Origin of the sequence: Actinacidiphila glaucinigra (assembly GCF_900188405.1) — a bacterium.
Classification (GTDB): Bacteria; Actinomycetota; Actinomycetes; order Streptomycetales; family Streptomycetaceae; genus Actinacidiphila; species Actinacidiphila glaucinigra.
The window spans coordinates 1-25,251 of record NZ_FZOF01000045.1 but is presented as its reverse complement, the minus strand read 5'-3'; the positions used below and the strand labels follow the sequence as shown (position 1 = coordinate 25,251).

Sequence of the window (25,251 nt, the reverse complement as noted above, 5' to 3'; positions counted from 1 at the left end):
GCGGCACGGGGCCTTAGCTCAGTTGGTAGAGCGCCGTCTTTGCATGGCGGATGTCAGGGGTTCGACTCCCCTAGGCTCCACACCGTCCGACCGGGCCGGGAACCTCATCGAGGTCCCGGCCTGTCGTGTGTCCGGACCCGGGCGCGGGGTCGTCCTCCGGATCCTTCCGGGAGCGCCGACGCGTGCGTGCGGCAGAATCGGCGGCGTGCGTTTCGGCATTCTGGGGGAGACGAGAGCGCTGCGGGACGACGGGGGCACCGCCACCGTCGGAGGCCCGGGACGGCGGGCGCTGCTGGCGATGCTGCTGCTGGAGGCGGGCCGGATCGTCAGCACCGAGCGGCTGATCGACGGGCTGTACGGGGACGAGCCGCCGGCCGGGGTCGGCAACGCGCTGCAGTCCCAGGTCTCGCGGCTGCGCGCGGCCGTCGGCGTGCCCATCGAGCGCCCTCCCGGGGGCTACCGGCTGGTGGTCGCCCGGGACGAGGTGGACGTGCACCGCTTTGAACGCCTCGCGGCCGAGGGCCGGGAGGCGCTGGCCGCGGGTGAGCCCGGGAAGGCCGCGGGCCTGCTGCGCGGTGCGCTGGACCTGTGGCGGGGTTCCGCCCTGGCGGACGTGGGCGAAGCACCCTTCGCGCGGGCGCAGGTGACGCGGCTGGAGGAGCTGCGGATCGCGGCGGTGGAGGACCGGATCGCGGCCGAGCTGGTGCTGGACGCCCGGCACCACCGGGAACTCGTCGCCGAGTTGCAGGAGCTGGTCGCCCGCTATCCGCTGCGGGAGCGGCTGCGGGCCCAGTTGATGCGCGCGCTGTACAGCTGCGGCCGCCAGTCCGAGGCGCTGCGGGTCTACGAGGACGCGCGGCGCGAACTCGCCGAGTCCCTCGGCGCGGACCCCGGCCCGGAGCTGGCGGAGGCGCATCTGGCGGTGCTGCGCGGCGAGCCGGGTCCGGCCCGTCCCGCGCCGGCTGCCGTCCCCGGGGGCACCGGAGGTGCGCCGGATGCCCGGGCTTCGGTTGTTTCACGTGAAACACCGTCCGCGGGTGACCCGGCCGCGTCTCCCCTCCGGCACGGTCTGCCCGCCCAGCTGACCAGCTTCATCGGCCGAGAGGAGGAGCTGGCACGGATCGGCGCGCGGCTTGCCGAGGCCCGGCTGGTCACCCTGATCGGCCCGGGCGGCGCGGGCAAGACGCGTGTCGCCGTGGAGGCGGCCGGACGGCACACGGGGGAGGTCTGCTTCGTGGACCTCTCCGGGCTGACGCATGGCTCCGAGGTGCCGCAGGCGATCGCGGGGGCCCTGGGTCTGCGGGAGGCGGGTCCGCTTCCCGGGGCCGCGGGACGTGAGGCCGCGGGCCCGGAGGGCGCTCCGCTCGCCCGCCTGACGGCCGCGCTGACCGACCGGGACCTGCTGCTCGTGCTGGACAACTGCGAGCACCTGATCGCCGACGTCGCCCGGATCACCGCGGAGCTGCTGGCCGCCTGCCCGCGGGCAAGGGTGCTGGCGACCACCCGGGAGGCGCTCGGCGTGAACGGCGAGACGCTCTGCCCCCTGGAACCGCTGCCCCTGCCGGTGCCCGGCGCGCCGGAGGAGGACGTGCTCGGCTCCCCCGCCGTCCGGCTGTTCCTGGAGCGGGCCGCCGCCGTGAGCCCGTCCGGCCGGCTGCCCGACTCCGAGGCCGCCGCCCGGATCTGCCGGGCCCTGGACGGCGTCCCGCTCGCCATCGAGCTGGCCGCCGCCCGCCTGCGGTCGCTGTCGGCCGCCGACATCGCCGCCCGGCTCGGCGACGTGCTCGCCGGGCCGGGTGACCGCTTCCGGCTGCTCTCCCGGGGCAGCCGCACCGCCCAGCCGCGCCAGCGGACCCTGCGCGGCGTCGTGGACTGGAGCTGGGAGCTGCTGCCCGAGGACGAGCGCACCGTGCTGCGCCGCGCCTCCGTCTTCGCCGGGGGCTGGACCCTGCCGGCCGCCGAGGCGATCTGCGCGGGACGCCCGGCCGGCCCGGCGGGCGACACCATCGAGGCCGAGGACATGCTCGACCTGCTCGCCTCCCTCGCCGACAAGTCGCTGCTGGTGGTGGACCGTCCGGACGGGGACGGGGACGGAGAAGGTGAGGGCGGTGTCCGCTACCGGCTGCTCCAGACCATCAGGGCGTACGCCGCCGAACGCCTCACGGAGACGGGCGAGTCGGAGGCGCTGCGCGGAGCGCACGCCGCGTACTTCCTCGACCTGGCGCTCACCGCCGACCCGTGGCTGCGCCGCGCCGAGCAACTGCGGTGGCTGCGCCGGCTCACCGCCGACCACGACAACCTGCACGCCGCGCTGCGCGGTGCGGTGGCCGCGGGCGACACCGCCCTGGCGCTGCGGCTGCTCGCCGCGCTGTGCACGTACTGGATGCTGCGCGGCATACGGTACGAGGGCGCCCAGCCCGCCCGTGAGCTGCTGGCGGCGACCGGGCCCGGCGGGCTGCCGGGGCTGGCGGAGGAGTACGCGCTGTGCGTGATCACCGCCGCCTCCGTCACCGCGGACCAGGCCGAACTCGCCGTCCACCTTGCGGCCGCCACGGACGTCGTCGCCGGGCTCGGGGGCATGGCCCGCCGCTACCCCGTGCTGAACCTGCTCTGGGCGCCCTTCGCCGGAGTACCGGACGACGAGACGTTCGCCCGGTACGCGGCGAGCGCGACGGGCCTGGTCGAGCCCTGGCAGCAGGCACTGGTCCACGTCGGATCGGGATTCCACGCGTGGATGGTCGGCGGGGACATCGCCGCCGCCGACACGGAGTTCGGCCGGGCCCTCGCCGGGTTCCGCGCCCTGGGCGACCGCTGGGGGGCCACGATGGCCCTCACCCAGCGTGCCTGGCTGTCCGGCGCCCGCGGTGACGTGGCGCGGGCCGTGGGGCTGATCGACGAGGCCCTCGGCCACGCCGCCGAACTGGGCGCCATCGAGAGCGTCGCCGAACTGCTCGGGGAGCGCGGCAGATGCGGTCTGCGGGCCGGACGGTACGAGGAGGCCCGGGCCGACTTCACGCGCGGCCTGGAGCTCGCCCGCGGCTGCGGCGCCCGGGAGATGTTCGCCGGGGCCCACCTGGGCCTCGGCGAGTGCGCCCGGCTGACCGGCGACCTCGCCGAGGCGCGGCGGCTGTCGGGGCTGGCCCTGTCCGAGTCGCTGGACGGCTGGTACACCGGCGAGAGCGCCCGCGCCGAGGCGCACATCGCCCTCGGCAGGATCGCCCTCGAGGAGGGCGGCACGGCCGCCGCCCGCGGGCACTTGCGTGAGGCGGCCGACGTGGAGCACGGGGCCCGCGACCTGCCGCTCGCGGCGAACCTCGCCGATGCCTTCGCCGGGCTCGCGCTCGCCGAGGGGGACCCCGCGCGGGCCGCCGAACTCCTGGGCCTGGGCCGTGCGCTGCGCGGTCCGCAGGTGCCGGCCGGTCCCGACGCCGCCCGCACCGAGGACGCCGTGCGGGTCGCCCTCGGCGAACCGGCCCACGACGAGGCGTCGGCACGCGGTGCACGGCTCCACGCCGACCGGGCGCTGCGGGCGCTGACCGCGCTGACCGGGAATCCGTAGCCGCCGGTCAGCGCGCGGTGCGCGGCCGGTCAGCGCCCGCGCGCACCGTGTCGGCCATGACGAATCCCGCAAGCACACACGACACCGCGGCCACGGCCCCCGCGGCTCCCGCCCGCCACCGGTGGGCCGCACTCGCCGTCTGCTGCCTGGCCGCCATGCTCCTCGGCATCGACAACAGCGTGCTCAACTACGCCATCCCCTCGCTGCTGAGGGACATGGGCCCCACCGGCACCGAGATCCTGTGGATCTCCGACGTCTACGGCTTCGCCATGGGCGGCCTGCTGGTCGTCATGGGCAACCTCGGGGACCGGCTCGGCCGCAAGCGGATGATGCTGCTGGGCGCCGCCGCTTTCGGCGTGGCCTCGCTGCTCACCGCCTACGCCCCCACCCCCGGGGCGCTGATCGCCGGCCGCGCGCTGCTCGGCGTCGCCGGTGCGGCGATGGTCCCCTCCACGCTCTCCGTCGTGCGGCACGCCTTCACCGACCCCAGGGAGCGCACCACGGCGATCGGGATCAGCAGCGGCATCGGCGCCGCGAGTTTCGCGCTCGGCCCGGTGGTCGGCGGTCTGCTGCTGGACCACTTCTGGTGGGGCTCGGTCTTCCTGATCAACGTCCCGCTCATGGCCGTCGTCCTGGTGGCCGGTGTGCTGGTGCTGCCGGAGTCCCGCAACCCGCGGCCGGGCCGGCTCGACTGGATCGGCGTGCCCCTGTCGGTCGTCGGGGTCGTGGGAGCCGTCTACGCGATCAAGGAGGGCTTCCGGGACGGCGCGGACCACGCGCCCGTGTGGATCGCCGCGGCGGTCGGCGCGGCGGCCCTGGCGCTGTTCGCCCGCCGCCAGGTGCGCGTCGAGGAACCCCTGATCGACCTGCGGCTGTTCCGCAACCCGGCCTTCAGCGGCGCGGTCGGCTCCAACCTGGTCATGATCTTCGCCTCGTCCACGCTGTCGCTCGCCTTCTCCCTGTACTTCCAGGTCGTCCGCGGCTGGTCGCCCTTCACCGCGGGGCTGGCGCTGCTCCCCGGCCCGCTGGCCGCGGCCTTCGCCGCTCCGCTGGCCACCGCGCTGATCCCGCGGCTGGGCCGGGCGCGGGTGGTGGCCCTCGGGCTGGTGGTGCTGTCCGCGAGCACCGCGGTGCTGGGCTCGCTGTCCTCGCCGGGGATGCCGTACTGGGGGCTGCTGGCGCCGCTGGTCGTCAACGGCGCGGGCATCATCCTGATCGTCTCCGTCACCAACGACACGATTCTGGCGAGCGCCCCCAAGGAGCGGGCCGGTGCGGCCGCCGCCGTCTCGGAGACCGCCATGGAGATGGGCGGCTCGCTGGGCATCGCGATCCTCGGCTCGCTGCTCGGCGCGGTCTACCGCGACGCCCTCGTCCTGCCCCCGGGGCTGCCCGCGGGCACCGCGGACGCCGCCCGGGAGTCGGTGGGCGGGGCCTTCGAGGCGGCCGCGCGGGTGCCCGCGGCGGACGGGATCGCGCTGCTGACGGCCGCGAAGGACGCCTTCTGCCACAGCGTGCAGATCACCGCCGTGGTGGGGGCGGTGCTGCTCGCCGCGGGCGCCGTCGCGGCGCTGTACACCCTGCGCGGGGTGCCGGCGGAGATCCCCGACCCGGAGGCCGAGAAGGAGGTCCTGCCGTCGGCCGCGCCGTCCGGACGGTGACGGGGGTGTGTACGGCAGGAGGGCGGCGGACCCGTCACGGGTCCGTCGCCCTCCTGCCTGCCGTGTCACACCGCTGCCGGTGCCCGGGCCGTCACGTCACGGGCGGGTGTCCCCGCGGTCGCGACGGTCGTCGGCGTCCGACTCCGCCTGCTTGGCCTGTACCTCCGGGTCGAGGGCGTCCACCGGCGAGCCGTCGACCTTGCCGAACGAGGCGTCGGCCCCGACGCCGCCGTTGAGGGAGGCGCGGTCGGCGACCTCGGTGGCGGGCGCGGGCTCCACCAGCCAGTCGGGGTTGGTCTGCTTGCTCCACCACTTCCACGCCGCGAAGCCCGCCCCGGCGACGAGGCCCGCCAGCAGCAGGCCCTTGGCGAACCGCCCGTTGCGGGCCCGGCGCTCGCGGCGGCGCTCCAGCCTGCGGATGTCGTCCGCCGTGACGTGGCTGCGCAGCACGGCGACGGCGGCGGCGCTGCGGGCGGCCGCCTCCTCGGCGGCCGGGGCCGCGACGCTGCGCACGGTGGTCACCGCCTGGCCCATCCGCGGCGCCGTGAACTCCGCCGCCAGACGGGCGGTGTCACGGGTGCGCCGGGCGGCGGTCCCCACCTTCTGCTGGACGCCCGGCGGCACCGCCGCCAGGGCCTGGTCGAGACGCGCCGCCAGGTGCGCGTCGTACTGCGTCCGGGCCGCCGTGCGGGCCTGCCGCCCGGCCGCCGACACCCGCGGTGCCAGGTAGATCCTGGCCTCGTCCGCGTAGTGCACGGCGTTGACCTTCGCTGTGTCGGCGTACGGCGCCACCACGTCCGCGGCGTGCCGCACGCTGTCCCTCGTCCTCTCGGCTGCGTCGCGCACGCTGTCGATGCGGGTCACGAGAACCTCCTCCTCGGTGGCGTTCGGTTTTCGCCTTTCCACCCGGTTTGAAATCATGCCCGCCGCCGCTGGGTACGGCATGTGCGTACGGGCATCCGGGTCAAGGGGAGCCTTCACCGACGATGCCACCGGATGACCTGCGGCGCGACAGTTGCGTTCGGGATGCCGCGGCATGCGAGGATTTGCCCCTGTCAGTGAGGACTATGGAAGGCAAGATCGTGGCCGAGCAGCTCTACGCCACCCTGAAGACCAACCACGGGGACATCACCGTCCGGCTGCTGCCGAACCACGCGCCGAAGACGGTCAAGAACTTCGTGGAGCTCGCCGAGGGCGGCCGGGAGTGGACGGACCCCCACACCGGTCGGGCCTCCCACGACCCCCTCTACGACGGCACGGTCTTCCACCGGGTCATCTCCGGCTTCATGATCCAGGGCGGCGACCCGCTGGGCAACGGCACCGGCGGTCCCGGCTACCAGTTCCCCGACGAGTTCCACCCGGACCTCGGCTTCACCAAGCCCTACCTCCTGGCCATGGCGAACGCCGGCCCGGGCACCAACGGCTCGCAGTTCTTCATCACGGTCGCCCCGACCGCGTGGCTCACCCGCAAGCACACCATCTTCGGCGAGGTCACCGACCCCGCCAGCCAGAAGGTCGTGGACTCCATCGCGACCACCCCCACCAACCCGCGCACCGAGCGTCCGCTGGAGGACGTCGTGATCCAGAGCGTCGTGATCGAGCGTCGCTAGGGTCCCGGGAACCCGAACGCCCCGCCCGTGCGTATGACGGGCGGGGCGATTCCGCTGCGAAGGGCTGAGACATGACCGACCAGGCCGTCCGCTGCTACCGGCACCCGGACCGGGAGACCGGGATCCGCTGCTCCCGCTGTGAGCGGCCGATCTGTCCGGAGTGCATGATCAACGCGTCGGTCGGCTTCCACTGCCCGGAGTGCGTGCGGGAGGGCCGTCGCGCGGCCCAGGCCGCCGAACCCCGTACGGTGGCGGGCGGCTCGGTGGCCGGGGACCCCCGGCTGGTCACCAAGATCCTGATCGGGCTGAACCTGCTGGTCTTCCTGCTCGCCAGGGTCGAGGGCAGGCCTTTCGTCACCGCGCTGGGGCTCTTCACCCCGTGCTACGTCCCCGACAGCGTGCAGTGCGGCGTGGCCGGCGGACCCGGCGAGTGGTACCGGCTGGTGAGCTCGATGTTCCTCCACCAGGAGTTCGCGCACATCGCGTTCAACATGCTCTCGCTGTGGTGGATCGGCGGTCCGCTGGAGACGCTGCTCGGCCGGGCCCGCTACACCGCGCTCTATCTGATCGCGGGGCTGGGGGGCAGCGCGCTTGTGGTGCTGCTGGCCCCGGAGACACTGACCCTCGGCGCGTCGGGCGCGATCTACGGGCTTTTCGGCGCGACGGCCGTCTTCGTGAAGCGGCTGCGGATGGACATGCGGCCGGTGCTGATCCTGCTCGGGCTGAACCTGCTGTTCACCTTCACCTGGGGAGGCATCAGCTGGGAGGCGCACATCGGCGGTCTCGTCGTCGGCGTGATCATCGCCGTCGCGATGGCATACGCGCCGCGCTCGCGCCGGGCGCTGGTCCAGTGGGGGACGTGTGCGGCGATGCTGCTCGCCGTGGCGGTCACGGTGTGGGCCGGAGTCGCGAATATCTCCGCGTAGGCCGTAACGCGCACCGTTGATCAGACGTTATCCACAGAGAGGCGGAGGCCTCCTGTGCATCCTGTGGGCAAGCCGTGGGCGAGCCCGTGTGCACCGTGTCTGACCTGCAAGATCAACGAAAGACCGGTGGTCCGTACATCGGACCACCGGTCACACCGGTGTCAACCGGCTGGCGGTTATCCACAGATCATGCGACCTTTTCAACACTGTGGATGACGCCTGTGGATAACTGTGCGAGCTGCTACTTCCACTGCGTGGACACGACGAACCCGCCCGCGATGAAGCCGAAGCCGACGGCGATGTTCCAGTTGCCCAGTTGCTCGATCGGGAAGCTGCCCTGCGTCACGTAGAAGACCACGATCCACGCCAGGCCGACGAGGAACAGTGCCAGCATGAGCGGAGCCACCCAGCCGCGGCCGGACTTCAGCTTTATGGGGGTGGTCTTCTCCGGGGGCGGAGTGAAGTCGGCCTTCTTGCGGATCCGTGACTTCGGCACGAGGGACTCTCCTGTCGATGCGCTGCGTAACCGCGCGTGTGACGTCTTGTGTGAGCGGCCGGACGACTGGAGGGACCATGTCACCGGGCGTCCGTTAGCGTAGTGCTTCCTCGGGTTGGAAGGAGATAAGGCTACGGTGAGCAATCCGGTTGACGTCTCCCCGGCCCGCCGATCCGCCCGGTCTGTGGTGCTTCGTGTGCTCAGCGCCGGGGTGTTCGCCATGGCGGGTCTGCTGTTCTGGATGAGTTTCGACACAGCCAAGGGCCTGGACATCCGCACCGACGACCCGCTGCTGCGCCTGTCGGACCGCGTGCAGGAGAAGAGCCGCCAGAACGAGCAGCTGGACAACGAGCTCGCCGGGGTCCGCAGGGACGTCGACGGACTCGCCCACACGGACAGCGGCGTCAGCGACGCCGCCCGGAAGCAGCTGGCGCGGCTCGGCGCCGAGGCCGGCACCGTCAAGCTCACCGGTCCCGCCGTCTCGGTCACCCTGAACGACGCGCCGCCGGACGCGACCCCGCTCGTCCCGGGCGTGCCGGACCCGCAGCCGAACGACCTCGTCATCCACCAGCAGGACCTGCAGGCCGTGGTCAACGCGCTGTGGGCGGGCGGCGCCTCCGGCATCAAGGTGATGGACCAGCGGCTGATCTCCACCAGCGCGGTGCGCTGCGTCGGCAACACCCTCATCCTGCAGGGCCGCGTCTACTCCCCGCCGTACACCATCACGGCCGTCGGCGACCAGGAGAAGCTGCACAAGGCGCTGGACGCCAGCCCCGCGATCCAGAACTACCTGCAGTACGTCCAGGCTTACGGGCTCGGCTGGAAAGTCGAGGACGACCGACGGGTGACTCTTCCCGGCTACTCCGGCACAGTGGATCTGCGGTACGCCAAGCCTGTGGGGTGAGCATGCGCCTGGTGGTGCGGACGCTGAGCGAGTTGTGCATCACCGTGGGCGCGCTGATCGTGCTCTTCGTCTGCTACGTGCTGTTCTGGACCGGCGTGCGGGCGGACCGGGCGATGGACGGGGAGATCGACCGGCTGGAGGACCGCTGGGCGACAGGTCCGGTCTCCGTGACCGACCCGCCCCCCGGGGGCACGGACGGCCCCTCCCCCTCGGCCTCCGCCACCGGTTCCCCCGCGCCGTCAGCGGCGCCGTACCGGGACGGCAGGGCCTTCGCGGTGATGTACGTCCCGCGGCTGGGCCGCTCCTGGCACAAACCCGTGCTGGAGGGGACGGGCACCGGCACCCTGAAGAAGGGCCTCGGCCACTACGCGAACACCGCCCGGCTCGGCGCCGTGGGCAACTTCGCCGTCGCTGGCCACCGCCGCACCTACGGCGACCCGTTCAAGGACTTCCCCAGGCTGCGCAAGGGCGACGAGGTGGTCCTGACCGACGGGCACACCTGGTACACCTACGAGATCGACCGCGCACCCTACCGCACGGTCCCCACCGACGTCGCTGTGATCGATCCCGTCCCGGAGAAGTCCGGATACACCGTTCCGGGCCGCTATCTGACCCTGACCACCTGCGATCCCGAGTGGGGCCACAGCCACCGGCTCATCACCTGGGGGCACCTGGAATCCACACAGCCCGTGGAGGACGGTATGCCGGAGGGCTTGTCGGGCTAATCTTGGGCGAGGCACGGGCACGGAACGCAGGAAGGCGGCGCATGTACGGCTGGATCTGGCGGCATCTGCCGGGCAACGTGTGGGTGAAGGCACTCCTTTCGCTGGTACTGGTCGTCGCCGCCGTCTACATGCTGTTCCAGTACGTCTTCCCGTGGGCGGAGCCGCTGCTGCCGTTCGGGGACGTCACCGTCGACGAGGGGATGCCGGCCGGCCGATGAGCGCGCGCATCCTCGTCGTGGACAACTACGACAGCTTCGTCTTCAACCTGGTCCAGTACCTGTACCAGCTGGGCGCCGAGTGCGAGGTGCTCCGCAACGACCAGGTGGAGCTCGCCCACGCCCAGGACGGCTTCGACGGCGTCCTGCTCTCGCCCGGCCCCGGCACCCCCGAGGAGGCCGGGGTCTGCGTCGACATGGTGCGCCACTGCGCCGCCACCGACGTCCCGGTCTTCGGTGTCTGCCTCGGACTGCAGTCCCTGGCGGTCGCGTACGGCGGCGTGGTGGACCGGGCGCCGGAACTGCTGCACGGCAAGACCTCCCTGGTGACCCACGAGGGCCGCGGGGTCTTCGCCGGGCTGCCGACGCCGTTCACCGCGACCCGCTACCACTCGCTGGCGGTCGAACGGGACACGGTGCCGGAGGAGTTGGAGATCACCTCCTGGACGGAGAACGGCATCATCATGGGACTGCGCCACCGCAGCGCCCGGGTGGAGGGCGTCCAGTTCCACCCCGAGTCGGTGCTCACCGAATGGGGGCACCGGATGCTCGCCAACTGGCTGGTGGAATGCGGCGACAAGGGAGCCGTCGAGCGTTCCGCGGGCCTCGCGCCTGTGGTCGGAACCAGGGCGTGACTGCGTGACCGCGCATCGGCACTTCGGTGACACCGCCGAATTCGCCGCCGCGGTGGAGCAGTTGGCCGATCCGCTCAGCGACCCGCTGCCCAACACCGCGCGGCACGCGGCCCGGCCCGCGCAGGAAGCCGCCACGGAGCCCGCCACGGAGCCCGCTGCGGAGTCGCCCACGGAGCCCGCGGCGGAGCCCACCGAGCCCACCACGACGCCGCCCGCGACCGCGCAGCCGGTCGCACCCCAGGCCTCGGTCCCGGGCCGGCGGTCGTACGAGCCGGGCTTCCAGGGGTCCGTGCGGCCCGCCTACGAGGCGCCGCCGGCCGACCCGTGGCCGGTCCCGTCGCCCGCGTCCGTACCCGCGCCGGGTCCCGAGGAGCCGCCCGAGCCGCGCTCCCGGCACAGAGGGCCGGCCGAGCAGCCGTACGCCGAGGGGGCCAGGCCCGTCCGGCGTCCCCTCACCGACGAGGAGCGGGCGGCCGCGCGACGACGGGTGGCGGGCGCGCCCGGCGACACCATGGCGATGCCCGCGGTGACCGGGCCGGAGGCCGAACGGGTGCGGGAGGCCGAGCGGGAGCGCGACCGGGACCCGGAGCGGGAGGAGACCCCGCAGCCGTCCCCCGATGCCCCGGCACCCGAGGGCGGCGGCCGCGCCGCCCGCCGGAAAGCGGCCCAGGAGGCCGCACGGCGCGGTGGCAGGGGACGGAGGCGTTCCGGTCCCGCCGCGGCCTCCCAGGCCGCCACAGAGGCCGCCACGGCCCCCACGGCGTCGACCCCGGCCGCCCCGAGGTCCCGCATGGAGGCCCGGCGCGCCGCGCGGGCGGCCAAGGAGAGCCCCGCGGTGATCGCCAGCAGGGTCGCCGGCGAGGTGTTCATCACCCTGGGCGTGCTGATGCTGCTCTTCGTCACCTACCAGCTGTGGTGGACCAACGTCCTGGCCCACCAGCAGGCCGGCGGCGCCGCGAACAACCTGCAGAAGCAGTGGGAGGGCGAGAAGGGGCCGAACCGCGACCCGGGCGCCTTCACCCCCGGGCAGGGCTTCGCGATCATGTACATCCCCAAGCTGGACGTGAAGGCGCCGATCGCCGAGGGCATCGACAAGCACAAGGTGCTCGACAAGGGCATGATCGGCCACTACTCCGGTGAGCTGGAGACAGCCATGCCCTGGGACAAGAAGGGCAACTTCTCCCTCGCCGCGCACCGCAACACCCACGGCGAACCGTTCCGCTACGTCAACAAGCTGGTGGCGGGGGACAAGGTCGTGGTCGAGACCGAGAGCACGTACTACACGTACGAGGTCACGAGCATGCTGCCCTCCACCCCGCCCTCCAACATCTCGGTGATCAAGCCGATCCCCGTCGGATCGGGCTTCACCAAGCCCGGCCGCTACATCACACTGACCACGTGCACACCGGAGTTCACCAGTAAGTTCCGGTTGATCGTCTGGGGCAAGATGGTCGAGGAACGGCCGCGCAGCAAGGGCAAGCCGGACGCCCTGGTCGAGTAGGCCAGGTACGGACGCACATAGATCGGGGCAAGTGGTGACGACCACGCAGCATGACCGCGCCCGGGAGGCCGTGCCGACCCGGCGCCGCCTCTCGTGGTTCGCCGCCACCGTCAGCCTGATCGGTGAACTCCTCATCACCGCGGGCGTGATCCTGGGGCTCTTCGTCGTCTACTCCCTGTGGTGGACGAACGTCCTGGCCGACCGCGCCGCCAAGCAGGACGGCGACGCCGTGCGGCGCCAGTGGGCCGACAGCGCCCCGGGCAAGCTCGACACCAAGGGCGGCATCGGCTTCCTCCACGTCCCCGCCATGGGCAAGAACTTCGAGGTCCTGGTGACGAAGGGCACCACCACGAAGGTGCTCAACGAGGGCGTCGCCGGCTACTACACCGACCCCGTCGAGTCGGCCATGCCGTGGGACAAGAAGGGCAACTTCTCCCTCGCCGCGCACCGCGACGGCCACGGCGCCAAGTTCCACAACATCCACAAGATCAAGGACGGCGACCCGGTCGTCTTCGAGGACCGCGACACCTGGTACGTCTACAAGGTCTACAAGGTGCTCCCCGAGACCTCGAAGTTCAACGTCGAGGTCATCGACCAGATCCCCAGGGAGAGCGGCAAGAAGAAGGCCGGCCGCTACCTCACGCTCACCACCTGCACCCCGGTCTACACCTCGCGCGACCGCTACATCGTGTGGGCCGAACTCGTCCGCACCCAGAAGGTGGACGCCAAGCGGACGCCTCCGGCGGAGCTGGGCTGACGCGGTACGGCGAAGGGCGGACCGCTCCGGGCGGCGACGCGAAGCAGACGGAAGGGGCCGCGGACTCGAAGTCCGCGGCCCCTTCCGTGTCCGGCCCGGCGTGGGCAATGAAGCGGGGAGGCGGTCACCGTGGTGACCGCCTCCCCGCTTCGTCAGGCGTGGTGAGCGACAGCGTCAGCCGCCGCCGCCTCCGTTGATGAAGCCGCCGCCTCCGTTGTTCCCGCCGTTCTGGTCCGGGGCGAAGACGATCAGCACGTCACCCGGCTTCACCTGGGTGCCCGGCCGCGGGCTCTGCTGCCGGACGACGGCGTTCGGGTCCTGCGACGAGCCGGGGGCCAACTGCAGCGTCATGCCGAGTTCCTGCGCGATGCCGTTGACCTCCGCGACCGTCTTGCCCTCCACGGGGGGCATCGCGTTGGTGGACGGCGGCTTGGCGACGAACAGGGTCACCGAACTGCCGGCCGTGAGCTTGCTGCCGCCCCGCGGATTCTGGTCGACGATCTTGCCCTGCTGCTGGTCCGCCGACTCGCGGTCCTCCGTGGTGACCTTCAGGCCCTGGTCCTCAAGGGTCTTCTTGGCCTGCGCCACGTCCTGGCCGATCACGTCGAGGACCACGACCTCCTCGGGCGCCACGGCCACGGTCAGCGTGATCGTCGTGCCCTTGGCGCGCTTCGCACCGCCCTTGGGGTCCTGCTTGAGGACCGTGCCCTCGTCCTCGTTGGAGGTCTGGGACTGCTTGTCGACCTCGAAGCCCGCGTCCTTCAGCTCGCTCTCGGCGTCGTCGAAGGAGTCACCGGTGACGTCCGGGACGTCCACCTTCTCGGTGCCCTTGGAGAGCAGCAGGGTGACGGTCTGGTCCTTGGGGATCTTGCTGTTGACCACGGCCGACTGCTCGCAGACGTGGTCCTTGGGCTGGTCGGCGCAGAACTTCGGCTCGCCGAACGCGATGGTGACCTCGCCGTTCGCCGCCTTGGTCTCGGCCTCGGACTTGGTGTCGCCGACGAACTGCGGGACGGACACCGTGCTGTCACCGCCGTTGCCGCCGCCGAACATCGCCTTGCCCATGAAGATCGCGCCGATCAGGACCAGGACGGCCGCGACGACCAGCAGGATCGTGGACGTGTTGCTCTTCTTCGGCTTGCGCCGGCCGCTGCCGCCCTGGGGCTGGTCGTAGCCAAAGCCGCCGTCGTCGTCGCGCATGGGCGGCAGCATCGACGTGCCGGCGTCCTGCTGGGGCGGGAGGGCCGTGGTGGGGGCGTCGTTGCCGTAGCCGCCGTAACCGCCGCCGTTGTAACCGACGGAGCCGAGGGCGACCGTGGCGGCGACGGGCTGGCCGTCGAGGCAGGCCTCGATGTCGGCGCGCATCTCGTCGGCGGACTGGTAGCGGTAGTCCGGGTCCTTGGTCAGCGCCTTGAGGACGATGGCGTCCATCGCGGGCGAGACCTCGGGGTCGTAGATGCTCGGCGGCTGCGGCTCCTCGCGCACGTGCTGGTACGCCACCGCCACCGGGGAGTCGCCGACGAAGGGCGGTCGCACGGTGAGCAGCTCGTACAGCAGGCAGCCGGTGGAGTACAGGTCGGAGCGGGCGTCGACGCTCTCGCCCTTGGCCTGCTCCGGGGAGAGGTACTGGGCGGTGCCGATCACGGCCGCGGTCTGCGTCATGGTCATGCCGGAGTCGCCCATGGCGCGGGCGATGCCGAAGTCCATGACCTTGACCTGACCGTTCCGGGTCAGCATCACGTTCGCGGGCTTGATGTCGCGGTGCACGATGCCGGACCGGTGGCTGTACTCCAGGGCCTGGAGGATGCCGATGGTCATCTCCAGGGACCGCTCCGGCAGCAGCTTGCGGCCGGAGTGGAGCAGCTCGCGCAGGGTGGACCCGTCCACGTACTCCATGACGATGTACGGGATGGAGACCCCGTCGACGTAGTCCTCACCGGTGTCGTACACGGCGACGATCGACGGGTGGTTCAGCGAGGCGGCCGACTGGGCCTCACGGCGGAACCGGGCCTGGAAGGACGGATCGCGGGCGAGGTCCACCCGGAGCGTCTTCACGGCGACGGTGCGGCCGAGCCGGGTGTCATGGGCGATGTACACCTCGGCCATGCCACCGCGGCCGAGCACCGAGCCCAGCTCGTACCGGCCGCCGAGGCGACGCGGCTCTTCCATAGCGCTTGCCCTTCCTAAACCGTCCGTGTGGCTGCTCGGGCTTACCGTACCCGTCGCCGCGTGCCGATCCCGGTCCTCGCCGGTAGCCGATATACGACCGGTATCGCGACGTGCGACTTAGCGCACATTCATGGATACGGTGTGACCGGCATCACTTGTTCAGCACGGCCTCCATGACGCTCTTGGCGATCGGCGCGGCGAAGCCGCCACCGGAGATGTCGCCGCGGTTCGCGCTCGCGTCCTCGACCACGACGGCGACGGCGACCGGGGAGCCCTTGTCGGTCTTCGCGTATGAGATGAACCACGCGTAAGGCTTCTCACTGTTGTCCACGCCGTGCTGCGCGGTACCCGTCTTGCCGCCGACGGTCACGCCGGGGATCTGGGCGTTCTTGCCGGTGCCCTCGGTGACGACGGTCTCCATCATCGCCTGCAGCTTCTGCGCGTTGTCGGCGCTGAGCGGCTGCGAGAGCTCCGAGACCTTGGTGTGCTCGACCACCGTGTTGTTGGGGGCCTGCAGCTTGTCGACCATGTACGGCTGCATCAGCTTGCCGTCGTTGGCGATCGCCGAAGCCACCATCGCCATCTGCAGCGGGGTGGCGGCGGTCTCGAACTGGCCGATGGCGGACAGGGCCGTCTGCGGCTTGTCCATCTTGGTGGAGAAGTTGCTCGCCGCGACGCGGACCGGGATGAACTGCTCCTTGTTGAAGCCGAACTTCTCGGCCTCCTCGACCATCTTGTCGCGGCCGAGCGTCGCGCCGAGCTTGCCGAAGACGGAGTTGCACGAGACCCGCAGGGCCTCCCTCAGGGAGACGTTCTTGCAGGCGATGCCGCCCTCGTTCTCCAGTTCCTGGTTGGTGTCCGGGAGGATGTACGGCACCTCGGAGTCGGTCGGCTCGTCGATGTCGTCGTACAGCCCGTCCTGCAGCGCCGCGGCCGCCGTGACGACCTTGAAGGTCGAGCCCGGCGGGTAGGTCTGGCGCAGCGCCCGGTTGAGCATCGGCTCGTCGGGGTCGTTCTCCTTCTGCAGGGCGTTCCAGGCCTTGCTGTCCTTCACCGAGTTGCCGGCGAAGGAGGAGGGGTCATACGAGGGCGTGCTGGCCAGGGCCAGGATGGCGCCGGTCCGCGGGTCGATCGCGGCGACCGCGCCCTTCTTGTTGCCCAGGCCCTCGAAGGCGGCGCGCTGCGCAGCCCCGTTCAGGGTCGTGACGACGTCGCCGCCCTGCTTCTCCTTGCCGGACAGGATGTCGACGGTGCGCTTGAAGAAGAGCCGGTCGTCGTCGCCGGTGAGGATCGAGTCGTAGATCGACTCGAGCTGGGTGGAGCCGAAGGCCTGGGAGGCGTAGCCGGTGACCGGCGCCCACAGCGGGCCGTCCTTGAAGGTGGCCTTGTACTTGAAGTCGCTGCCGTTGGTCTCGGTGTGGCCGGTGATCGCCTTGCCGTCGACGAGTATGTCGCCGCGCGGGGTGGCGTACTGGTTGATCGCGACGCGGCGGTTGTGGGTGTTGGTCTTGAGCTCGTCGGCCTGTACGAACTGGAGGTAGTTCGCGCGGATGAGCATGGCGAGGACGAGCAGGCCGCAGAAGATGGCCACCCGCCGCAGGGGCTTGTTCACTGGACGCGCACCACCTGGGTCGGTTCGGCATCGGGGGACGTGGGGGCCGGGGCGGGTCTGCGCGCGGTGTCGCTGATCCGCAGCAGGATGCCGACGAGGGCCCAGTTGGCGATCACCGACGAGCCGCCGGCCGCGACGAACGGCATCGTCATACCGGTCAGCGGGATGAGGCCCATGACGCCGCCGGCGACGACGAAGACCTGGAGCGCGAAGGCGCCGGACAGGCCGATCGCCAGCAGCTTCCCGAAGGGGTCGCGGGCGGCGAGCGCGGTGCGGACACCCCGCTCCACGATCAGCCCGTAGACCAGCAGGAAGGCCATCAGGCCGGCCAGTCCCAGCTCCTCGCCGACGGTGGCGAGGATGAAGTCGGAGTTGGCGGCGAAGCCGATCAGGTCGGAGTTGCCCTGGCCGAGGCCGGTGCCGAGGATCCCGCCGGAGCCGAAGGACATCAGGGCCTGGGCGACCTGGTCGCTCGTGCCGTCCTTGAAGGCCGCGAACGGGTCCAGCCAGGCGTCGACGCGCTCCTGGACGTGGGGTTCGAAGGTGGCCACGCCGACGGCGCCGACGGCGGACATCAGCAGACCGAAGACGATCCAGCTGGTGCGCTCGGTGGCGACGTACAGCATCACGACGAAGAGGCCGAAGAAGAGCAGCGAGGTACCGAGGTCGGTCTCGAAGACCAGGATCAGGATGCTCAGGCCCCAGATCACCAGGATCGGGCCGAGGTCGCGGCCGCGCGGCAGGTACAGGCCCATGAAGCGGCGGCTGGCGAGGGCCAGCGCGTCCCGCTTCACCATCAGGTAGCCGGAGAAGAAGACCGCGATGATGATTTTCGCGAACTCACCGGGCTGGATCGTGCCGACGCCGGGGATGCTGATCCAGATCTTCGCGCCGTTCACCGCCGGGAAGAACATCGGCAGGATCAGCAGTATCAGCGCCACCACCATCGAGATGTAGGTGTAGCGCTGCAGGATCCGGTGGTCCTTGAGGAAGACCAGCACCGCGACGAACAGGGCGACGCCCACGGCCGAGTACAGCAGCTGCTTCGGGGTGTCGGGGCTGAAGGACCCGAACAGGGCCTCGGCGCGCTGGTGGAGCCGGGGGGACTGGTCGAGCCGCCAGATGAAGACGAGGCCCATGCCGTTGAGCAGGGTCACCAGCGGAAGCAGCAGGGGGTCCGCGTACGGCGCGAACTTGCGCACCGTCAGGTGCGCCACTCCGGCCAGCGCGGCGAGCCCGAGACCGTAGCCGAGCATGCCCGAGGGCAGCTCGTCGGTCGTCGCCAGCCCGACGTTCGCGTACGCGAAGACCGGGATCAGGACCGCGAAGAGCAGGAGCGCGAGCTCCGTGTTGCGGCGGCTCGGTGCGCCGACGGATGTGATGGTCGTGGTGTTCGTGACAACGCTCATGCTGGACTGACGCCCCTCCTGCTCACTAGCTGCCGCTGGGGCACTGTTGGGCCAGCGACTGGTCCTCGTCGGAGAGGGTGGGGCTGGTCGACGGGCTGGTGGAGGGGGTCGTGCTGGGCTTGGGGGAGCCGGACGCGTTCGAGGACGGGCTGCCGGTGGTCTTGCCGGTGGCGGTGTCGGCGCCCTTCTGCTCGTCCTTCTTGGCCTTCTCCGCCGCGGCTGCCTTGGACTTGTCGATGGATTCCTTGGTCTGGCAGACCTTCGCCTGGTGCTCGAGCTCGTCCGCGGTCCTGCGCGCGTCGGCGAGGTCGCTGGCGGCGATCGTGGCCGTGACGTACTTGCGCTGGTTCTGCGGCAGGTACTTGAGTTCGATACCGGGGCGGTCCTCGTGGACCTTCGACAGGTTGACCCAGGCCAACTTCTGCTCGATGCCCTGGTAGATCGCCGCGTGGTCGCCCTTGACGCCCACGTAGTACTGCGTCTGGGTCCAGCGGTACGCGCCGTACAGGCCGCCGCCGACGACACCGAGGGCGACCAGCAGGATCAGCGAGCGCTTGAGCCAGCGGCCGCGCTTGCGGGGCTTGCTCAGCTCCTCGTCCTCGAACGCGCCGAAGCCGCCCGCGGGCGTGCCGACCTGCGGGTCGCCGCTGCCGGGCGGGCCGAAGGCACCCTCGGGGGCCGGGGGACGGCCGAGCTCGGAGGCGCGGCCGGCCGGGGTCTGCAGGTGCCGCGGGTCGGACAGCGGCAGGTGGTGCCGGCTGTCGGCGACGGCGCCCACGACGACGGGCGTGTCGTGCAGCTGCGCGGCCAGGGTGTCGCCGTCGTCGATGTCCAGGACGTCGGCGACGATGCACGTGATGTTGTCGGGGCCGCCGCCGCGCAGGGCGAGCTGGATCAGCTCCTGCACGGTCTCGGCGGGCGCCTGGTACCCGGCGAGGGTGTCCTCGAGGGTCTGGTGGCTGACGACGCCGGACAGGCCGTCGGAGCAGATCAGGTAGCGGTCGCCGGCCCGGACCTCGCGGATCGACAGGTCGGGCTCGACCTGGCCGCGGCCGTCCAGGGCGCGCATCAGCAGCGAGCGCTGCGGGTGCGTGCCGGCCTCCTCCTCGGTGATCCGCCCCTCGTCGACGAGCCGCTGCACCCAGGTGTGGTCCTGGGTGATCTGGGTGAGCACGCCGTCGCGCAGCAGGTACGCACGGGAGTCGCCGACATGCACCAGACCGAGCCGCTGGCCGGTCCAGAGCAGGGCGGTGAGCGTGGTGCCCATGCCCTCCAGCTGCGGGTCCTCCTCGACCATGACGCGCAGTTGGTCGTTGGCCCGCTGCACGGCGGTGGCGAGCGAGGTGAGGATGTCCGAGCCGGGGATGTCGTCGTCGAGGGGCACGAGGGTGGAGATCACCTCGGAGGAGGCGACCTCACCGGCGGCCTGGCCGCCCATGCCGTCGGCGATGGCGAGCAGCCGCGGGCCGGCGTAGCCGGAGTCCTCGTTGCCCTCCCGGATCATTCCCTTGTGCGAACCGGCGGCGAAGCGCAGCGACAGAGTCATGCGCACCTCGCCCGTCGGCTCCGGGTACATCCGCACGCTGCCCACCCTCTCGCTCGCGCTCGCTGGCTGTGCTCGCCCATTGTGCGACTACTTCCGCAGCTCGATGACGGTCTTGCCGATGCGGATCGGCGCACCGAGCGGGATCGGGGTCGGCGTGGTGAGCCGGTTCCGGTCCATGAAGGTGCCGTTGGTGGATCCCAGGTCCTCGACGATCCAGTTGCCGTCGCGGTCCGGGTAGATCCTGGCATGACGGCTGGACGCGTAGTCGTCGTCGAGCACGATCGTGGAATCGTGCGCCCGGCCCAAGGTGATCGTCTGGCCCTGGAGCGCGACCGTGGTGCCCGCGAGCGAGCCCTCGGAGACCACCAGTTTGGTGGGGGCGCCGCGCCGGGCCCGGTTGTTGTTGTTCTGCTGCTGACGGCCCTGCGCAGCCTGCGCCGCCTGCTGGCGCTGCTGCGGAGGACGCGTCTGGGCCTCGCGGCGCCCGGCCGCGCGCTGGGTCACCCGGGTCCCGAACAGGTCGCTGCGGATGACCTGCACGGCCACGATGACGAACAGCCACAGTACGGCGAGGAAACCCAACCGCATGACCGTGAGGGTCAGCTCTGACATTGCCCCCGCTTCACCCTTCGGCTTGCCGGTACACGATGGTGGTACTGCCCACGACGATCCGTGAACCGTCGCGGAGCGTAGCGCGCTGGGTGTGCTGTCCGTCCACCACGATGCCGTTCGTGGACCCGAGGTCCACGACCGTGGAGGGCGATCCCGCCCTGATCTCGCAGTGGCGGCGGGACACACCGGGGTCGTCGACCCGGACGTCGGCCTCGGTGCTGCGGCCGAGGACCAGGGTCGGACGCGAGATCTGGTGGCGTGTGCCGTTGATCTCGACCCAGCGGCGTACGTTCATGCCCGCGCCACCGGGGGCCGTGGGGCCTCCTCCGGGGAGCCGGGTGACCGGGGCGCCGCCGGCGGGCGGACCGGCCGGCATCGGCGGCGGCCCTGCGGGGCGCTGCGGGGCCTGCGGCGGGTAGCCGTAGCCACCGCGGCCGGCAGGGGGCTGCTGCTGTTGCTGGTACTGCTGCTGCTGGGACTCGCTGGAGGCGAGGGTGCGACTGCGCACCCGGTACAGGCCGGTGTCGAGGTCGTCGGCCTTCTCCAGGTTCACCTTGATGTTGCCCATGAAGGTGTAGCGCTGCTGCTTGGCGTAGTCGCGCACCATGCCGGCGAGCTCCTCGCCGAGCTGGACGGCGTACGGGCTCAGGCGCTCGTAGTCGGAGGTGCTGAGCTCGACGATGAAGTCGTTGGGGACCACGGTGCGGTCCCGGTTCCAGATCGTCGCGTTGTTGTCGCACTCACGCTGCAGGGCACCCGCGATCTCCACGGGCTGGACCTCGGACTTGAACACCTTGGCGAAGGTGCCGTTCACGAAGCCCTCGAGACGCTGCTCGAACTTCTTGAGTACTCCCACGGTGCACCTCCCTCCTCGAGGTCCTGCGGTCGCACACGGCGGTCCGCCGTGATCTTCCGGTCCGATCCTTCCGGTACTGCTTACTGATCGTATCCACGCACTGGGAAAACCGCTGGTTCCCCGGATGGTCCAGGGGACCGGTGTCAACAGTGCCACGGTCCGCGGCCGCTCCCCCACAGGGATGGTAGAGGCGGCCCCTGCCAGTGTCCCGCAACAGAGGGCGGTTCCCCTCGCTCGGGGGTGCCCGGAAACGGATGTGATTCCACCCTGAGCAGCGTGCTAATGTTCTCGATGTCGGAAGGCGCCGACGCACCGGACGGGGAAGACCCCAAGGTGTGAAGGACACCAGAAGACAACACCCATGCGCGGGTGGCGGAATAGGCAGACGCGCTGGATTCAGGTTCCAGTGCCCGAAAGGGCGTGGGGGTTCAACTCCCCCCTCGCGCACAGCGGAGTACCGAGACGGGCTCCCGACAGTGACGAAAGTCGCAGTCGGGGGCCCGTTTTGCGTGCGCGGCGGCCGGTTGCCGGCGGGCGCGTAACCGTGACTTCATCTCGGGGACGGCCGGGCGTTGCCGATCCGCACGGCTCCGGCGGTGCGGGCGGGCAGAAGAGTTGTCGAAGAGTGATCTTGGGCACCCGGTCAGCCGGCTTGAGATGTCCGATCCAGGTCCTCTGCCCGCGGGCGCGGGCCGTGGGCGGCCGTGAACCCGGCGGGCTTCGGTCCCTGCTCGGGACTGTGCGGCGGGGTCGACACGTATCATGAGCTTTGCTCTTTTTTGCGACGCGATCGGGCAAAGCGCCCGTGGCGGCGGGCGTCGTGATGGCACAGCGGAGCTGCTCCTTGCCCCGCTTGGGGCGTGAAGCGGACGCCGTCCGGTGCATCGAGGCTGGCCGGCCTGACCTGTGAGGTCGGGCTCTGCTGTGCCGCGGGGCGACCGACGTCGTGACGTGGGTCACATCACGCGTGGCGGCTATGCCGTCGGGAGTGTCCACCGGGTTCAGGACATCGACGGAGTGCACAGCAGCGTGTGATCCCTTAGATCGAAGTGATGGAAAGACATGGCTCACATACGCATCGCGCGCGCTTTCTGGCCGGCGGCGGCCGTAGCCGGTGCGCTTGCGCTCGCCGGATGCTCCCAGGGCGACGGCGGCTCCGCCGCGCCCGCCGGCTCCGGCGACCGCGCGCCGTCCTCGAAGGCCGGGGAGCCCGCGAAGGGCGAGGTGGCGATCCCCGAGGGAGTCGATGAGGGGACCCGGCAGATCTACGTGTCGGAGAACGCCACTGCCGCATGCATGCGGAAGAAGGGCTTCACCTACACCCCGCGCGTGGCGGGCCTGGCGGCCGCCGCCAGTCCGGTCGACGGGCAGGACTACGAGCTGGCGAAGAAGTACCGGGAGAAGTTCGGCTTCGGCTTCTTCGCGCCGGCCGTCTACCCGGACGACCCGACCGTTTCCGGCAGCATGGCCCACGAGGCTCTGGAGGCCAACCCGGACAGGGCCTACCTCGACGCGTTGTCCCCGGCGCAGCGCAAGGCCTACGACAAGGCGATGGGCACGGCGAAGCAACTCGCCAGCGGGAAGAAGGTGATGCTTCCGGGGTGTGTGAAGGAGGGGATCGAGAAGGGCTACGGGCCGGAGAAGTCCCAGGTCCAGCTCGATCGTGAGCATACCGAGAACGAGGAGCAGGACCGTGCCGCGAAGCAGGCGCTGAACGGGGATCCCAAGTTGATCTCCTTGGCGCAGCAATTCGCGTCCTGCCTGCGTGACGAGGGCATGGCCGTGACGACGACCCAGCCGACCGCCATCGGGGACATGGTGAAGTTCGCGACGGCCAAGCTGACCCCGTCGAGCGGTGTCCAGAACATGGACAAGGACGACGCCCGGGCCAAGCTCACCCAGGAGATAGGGATCGCCCGCAAGGACCTGGAGTGCGGCAAGAAGTTCCGCGCCGCGTACTTCCCCAAGCTGGCCAAGCACCCCTTCTCCGGGATGACCGGATGAGCCGGGGTCTGGCGAGGGGTCCCAAGGGGCGCGGCAAGCAGGTCGGGACGATCGTGGGCGTGGTCGCGCTCGTCGGTGCCGGCGGCTGGTTCGCCGGTACGCAGATGCAGTCGCCGGCCGACGCCGCCGCCTCACGCCGGCCGCCGGAGGTGCGTCCGGTCACCGTCGCCGTGGAGCACCGGAAACTGACCGCGACCGTGATCGCGCAGGGCGGCGTGGAGTTCGGGGCACCCCAAGGGGTATCGCTGTCCGGGTCCGTCGGGTCCGCGGGCGGTTCCGGGGAAGCCGAGGCGACCCAGCGGGTCACCAAACTTCCGCAGGCCGGTGCCACGCTGCGCGAGGGCAGCGTGCTGATGCAGGTGAACGGCCGTCCGGTGTTCGTGCTGCGCGGCTCGGTCCCGATGTACCGGTCCCTCGGCCCGAGCAGTTCGGGAGACGACGTCCGCCAGTTGCAGAGTGCGCTGCGCAGGCTGGGGCATGATCCGGGGGCCGTCAGCGGGGACTACCGGCAGGGCACCGCGTCGGCGGTGGGCCGCTGGTATCAGGGCAAGGGGTTCCAGGCTCATCAGCCCGGGGTCGCCGACCAGCAGCAGCTGGGCGACCTGGAGGCCGCCGTCACCGACGCGCAGCGCGCGGTCCTCGCGGCGCGGGGCGGCGGGGCCGAGGCAGGGAGCGACGGCGGGGGCAAGGGCGGTTCCGGAGCGTCGGGCCCGCCGGTCTCCGGGGAGGCGTCCGCCCTCGAACTGCGCGCCGCGCGGCAGCAACTGGACCGGGCCAACGCGGCTCTGAGCGCGTTCACCGCCACCTACGGCACCAAGGTCCCGGCGGGCGAGGTCGTCTTCCTGCCCGAACTGCCGGTCCGGGTCGACAAGGTCAAGGTGCGCCTCGGCGGCACCCCGGACGGCGAGGTCGCCACCGTGACCAGCTCCGACGTGGTGGTGCGGGCCGTCGTCCCCGGGGCCGACGGCTCCCTGCTGCGCGAGGGCATGGCGGCGCGGGTTGAGACGGCGGACGGCACCCGTGTACGCGGCGTCGTGGCGCAAGTCGGCGGCACCGGACCGCAGGCGGATGCCGGAAAGGACGCGGACGGCACCGGAGAAGAGGAGAAGGAGGAGGACGAGGCCGGGTCCGAGCCCGATGTCGGTGCCGACCCGTCTGCTCCGGTGCAACTGGTGATCTCGGTTCCCGACCCCGGCACCTTGAAGAACCAGTCCGGCGGCACCGCCAAGGTGACCATCGAGGTGGGCGCCTCAAAGGGTGCGGTCCTGGTGGTGCCCGTCGCGGCGGTCCACACCAGCGCCGACGGAAAGGCCCGAGTACAGGTGCAGCGCGACGGCCAGGTGGTGAACGTACCCGTCACCGTGGGGTTGTCGGCCGCCGGACAGGTCGAGGTGAAGGCGGACGGCGGCTCGCTGGACGAGGGCGACCAAGTGGTGGTCGGACGGTGAGGATCAGATCTGCACCGCACCGCCCCGCCCCTGAGCAGGCACCGGACCCGGACATCGTGATCCGGCTCAGCGGCCTTGGCCGGGTCTTTGACACCGACCCGCCGGTGCACGCGTTGCGCGATGTGCACCTGGACGTCAGGAGGGGGGAGCATCTGTCGATCGTCGGCCCCTCCGGGTCGGGGAAATCGACGCTGCTCAACACGCTGGGTCTGCTGGACCGGCCCACCTCGGGCAGCTACTGGCTCGACGGTGTCCTCACCAACACCCTCGGCGACGCCGAACGCACGGCGTTGCGCGGCAGCCGCATCGGGTTCGTCTTCCAGTCCTTCCACCTGCTGCCCTATCGGACCGTGGACGAGAACGTCATGCTCGCCGAGACCTACCGGACCCCGCGCCCGGGCCGCGGGCGCCGCACCCGGGCCGAGCGGGCCCGGGCCGCGCTCACCAGGGTGGGCCTGGCGCACCGCTTCGGCTTCCTGCCGGGACGGCTGTCCGGCGGTGAACGGCAGCGTGTGGCCATCGCCCGCGCCCTGATGGGCGAGCCGGCCATGCTGCTGTGCGACGAGCCGACCGGCAACCTCGACAGCGAGAACACCGAGTCCGTGCTGG

21 protein-coding genes and 2 tRNA genes are annotated in these 25,251 nt (G+C 71.4%); 15 read left to right on the top strand and 8 right to left on the bottom strand.

The features are described 5' to 3' along the window. The first annotated feature begins 7 nt into the window (after positions 1-7). The 3 genes from CHF15_RS41425 (at position 8) to CHF15_RS41415 (ending at position 5,217) form a co-directional block, all read left to right on the top strand. Positions 8-80: transfer RNA gene (locus CHF15_RS41425), tRNA-Ala, on the top strand. Positions 81-205: 125 nt separating this feature from the next. Next, positions 206-3,559: an AfsR/SARP family transcriptional regulator gene (locus tag CHF15_RS41420; protein ID WP_089229116.1), complete on the top strand. Its 3,354-nt coding sequence runs from the start codon at positions 206-208 to the stop codon at positions 3,557-3,559. A gap of 56 nt (positions 3,560-3,615) precedes the next feature. Continuing rightward, complete coding sequence (locus CHF15_RS41415; protein ID WP_089229126.1) at positions 3,616-5,217, top strand: MFS transporter; 1,602 nt, start codon at positions 3,616-3,618, stop codon at positions 5,215-5,217. A 96-nt stretch (positions 5,218-5,313) separates the two neighbouring features. Here CHF15_RS41415 and CHF15_RS41410 read toward each other — a convergent pair whose 3' ends face one another. Then, positions 5,314-6,081, bottom strand: a complete 768-nt coding sequence (locus CHF15_RS41410) for a DUF5324 family protein (protein WP_089229115.1) — start codon at positions 6,079-6,081, stop codon at positions 5,314-5,316. Positions 6,082-6,299: 218 nt separating this feature from the next. Between CHF15_RS41410 and CHF15_RS41405 the strand changes: the two genes are divergently transcribed. After that, on the top strand, positions 6,300-6,827 hold the full coding sequence (locus tag CHF15_RS41405) for a peptidylprolyl isomerase (RefSeq protein WP_089229125.1): 528 nt from the start codon (positions 6,300-6,302) through the stop codon (positions 6,825-6,827). A 71-nt stretch (positions 6,828-6,898) separates the two neighbouring features. Next, positions 6,899-7,753: a rhomboid family intramembrane serine protease gene (locus tag CHF15_RS41400; protein WP_089229114.1), complete on the top strand. Its 855-nt coding sequence runs from the start codon at positions 6,899-6,901 to the stop codon at positions 7,751-7,753. 241 nt (positions 7,754-7,994) lie between these two features. Here CHF15_RS41400 and crgA read toward each other — a convergent pair whose 3' ends face one another. Further along, positions 7,995-8,249 carry a cell division protein CrgA gene (crgA, locus tag CHF15_RS41395; RefSeq protein WP_089229113.1) on the bottom strand — a complete coding sequence of 85 codons (255 nt, stop codon included), beginning with the start codon at positions 8,247-8,249 and terminating at the stop codon, positions 7,995-7,997. A 136-nt stretch (positions 8,250-8,385) separates the two neighbouring features. Here crgA and CHF15_RS41390 point away from each other — a divergent pair, with 136 nt between their 5' ends. From CHF15_RS41390 to CHF15_RS41365, 6 genes are read left to right on the top strand one after another with little or no spacing between them, the layout of a single operon-like run. Then, on the top strand, positions 8,386-9,153 hold the full coding sequence (locus tag CHF15_RS41390) for a DUF881 domain-containing protein (protein WP_378355162.1): 768 nt from the start codon (positions 8,386-8,388) through the stop codon (positions 9,151-9,153). 2 nt (positions 9,154-9,155) lie between these two features. After that, a complete protein-coding gene (locus CHF15_RS41385) occupies positions 9,156-9,878 on the top strand; it encodes a class E sortase (RefSeq protein WP_089229111.1) in 723 nt (240 codons plus the stop codon). A 41-nt stretch (positions 9,879-9,919) separates the two neighbouring features. Continuing rightward, the gene (locus CHF15_RS45345) at positions 9,920-10,096 is read left to right on the top strand and encodes a hypothetical protein (RefSeq protein ID WP_018559195.1); all 177 of its coding nucleotides are present in this window, start codon (positions 9,920-9,922) and stop codon (positions 10,094-10,096) included. Beyond that, on the top strand, positions 10,093-10,728 hold the full coding sequence (locus CHF15_RS41375) for an aminodeoxychorismate/anthranilate synthase component II (RefSeq protein ID WP_089229110.1): 636 nt from the start codon (positions 10,093-10,095) through the stop codon (positions 10,726-10,728). Before CHF15_RS45345 ends, CHF15_RS41375 begins: the two co-directional genes overlap by 4 nt. 4 nt (positions 10,729-10,732) lie before the next feature. Beyond that, positions 10,733-12,229, top strand: a complete 1,497-nt coding sequence (locus tag CHF15_RS41370) for a class E sortase (protein ID WP_089229109.1) — start codon at positions 10,733-10,735, stop codon at positions 12,227-12,229. A 31-nt stretch (positions 12,230-12,260) separates the two neighbouring features. Then, entirely contained in the window at positions 12,261-12,986 is a 726-nt protein-coding gene (locus tag CHF15_RS41365; RefSeq protein WP_089229108.1) for a class E sortase, read from the top strand. A 174-nt stretch (positions 12,987-13,160) separates the two neighbouring features. Here the strand turns inward: CHF15_RS41365 and pknB are convergent, their stop codons facing one another. From pknB to CHF15_RS41335, 6 genes are all read right to left on the bottom strand, one after another. After that, a complete protein-coding gene (gene pknB / locus CHF15_RS41360; RefSeq protein ID WP_089229107.1) occupies positions 13,161-15,155 on the bottom strand; it encodes a Stk1 family PASTA domain-containing Ser/Thr kinase in 1,995 nt (664 codons plus the stop codon). Between the two features lie 151 nt (positions 15,156-15,306). Continuing rightward, positions 15,307-16,767 carry a peptidoglycan D,D-transpeptidase FtsI family protein gene (locus CHF15_RS41355; protein ID WP_089229106.1) on the bottom strand — a complete coding sequence of 487 codons (1,461 nt, stop codon included), beginning with the start codon at positions 16,765-16,767 and terminating at the stop codon, positions 15,307-15,309. Further along, on the bottom strand, positions 16,764-18,176 hold the full coding sequence (locus CHF15_RS41350; protein ID WP_089229105.1) for an FtsW/RodA/SpoVE family cell cycle protein: 1,413 nt from the start codon (positions 18,174-18,176) through the stop codon (positions 16,764-16,766). The genes CHF15_RS41355 and CHF15_RS41350 overlap by 4 nt, the downstream gene beginning before the upstream one ends. Positions 18,177-18,201: 25 nt before the next feature. Next, positions 18,202-19,752 carry a PP2C family protein-serine/threonine phosphatase gene (locus CHF15_RS41345; RefSeq protein ID WP_179280221.1) on the bottom strand — a complete coding sequence of 517 codons (1,551 nt, stop codon included), beginning with the start codon at positions 19,750-19,752 and terminating at the stop codon, positions 18,202-18,204. 57 nt (positions 19,753-19,809) lie between these two features. Continuing rightward, positions 19,810-20,334, bottom strand: a complete 525-nt coding sequence (locus CHF15_RS41340; protein WP_089229103.1) for an FHA domain-containing protein FhaB/FipA — start codon at positions 20,332-20,334, stop codon at positions 19,810-19,812. 10 nt (positions 20,335-20,344) lie between these two features. Continuing rightward, positions 20,345-21,190, bottom strand: coding sequence for an FhaA domain-containing protein (locus tag CHF15_RS41335; protein WP_089229102.1), 846 nt, complete (start codon positions 21,188-21,190; stop codon positions 20,345-20,347). A gap of 363 nt (positions 21,191-21,553) precedes the next feature. Between CHF15_RS41335 and CHF15_RS41330 the strand changes: the two genes are divergently transcribed. The 4 genes from CHF15_RS41330 to CHF15_RS41315 form a co-directional block, all read left to right on the top strand. Beyond that, positions 21,554-21,637: transfer RNA gene (locus CHF15_RS41330), tRNA-Leu, on the top strand. A gap of 615 nt (positions 21,638-22,252) precedes the next feature. Beyond that, complete coding sequence (locus tag CHF15_RS41325) at positions 22,253-23,194, top strand: hypothetical protein (protein WP_089229101.1); 942 nt, start codon at positions 22,253-22,255, stop codon at positions 23,192-23,194. Next, positions 23,191-24,642: a peptidoglycan-binding domain-containing protein gene (locus CHF15_RS41320; protein WP_089229100.1), complete on the top strand. Its 1,452-nt coding sequence runs from the start codon at positions 23,191-23,193 to the stop codon at positions 24,640-24,642. Before CHF15_RS41325 ends, CHF15_RS41320 begins: the two co-directional genes overlap by 4 nt. Continuing rightward, positions 24,639-25,251: ABC transporter ATP-binding protein (locus tag CHF15_RS41315; protein WP_107418619.1), on the top strand; the 613-nt coding region annotated here is incomplete at its 3' end. The genes CHF15_RS41320 and CHF15_RS41315, both read left to right, overlap by 4 nt.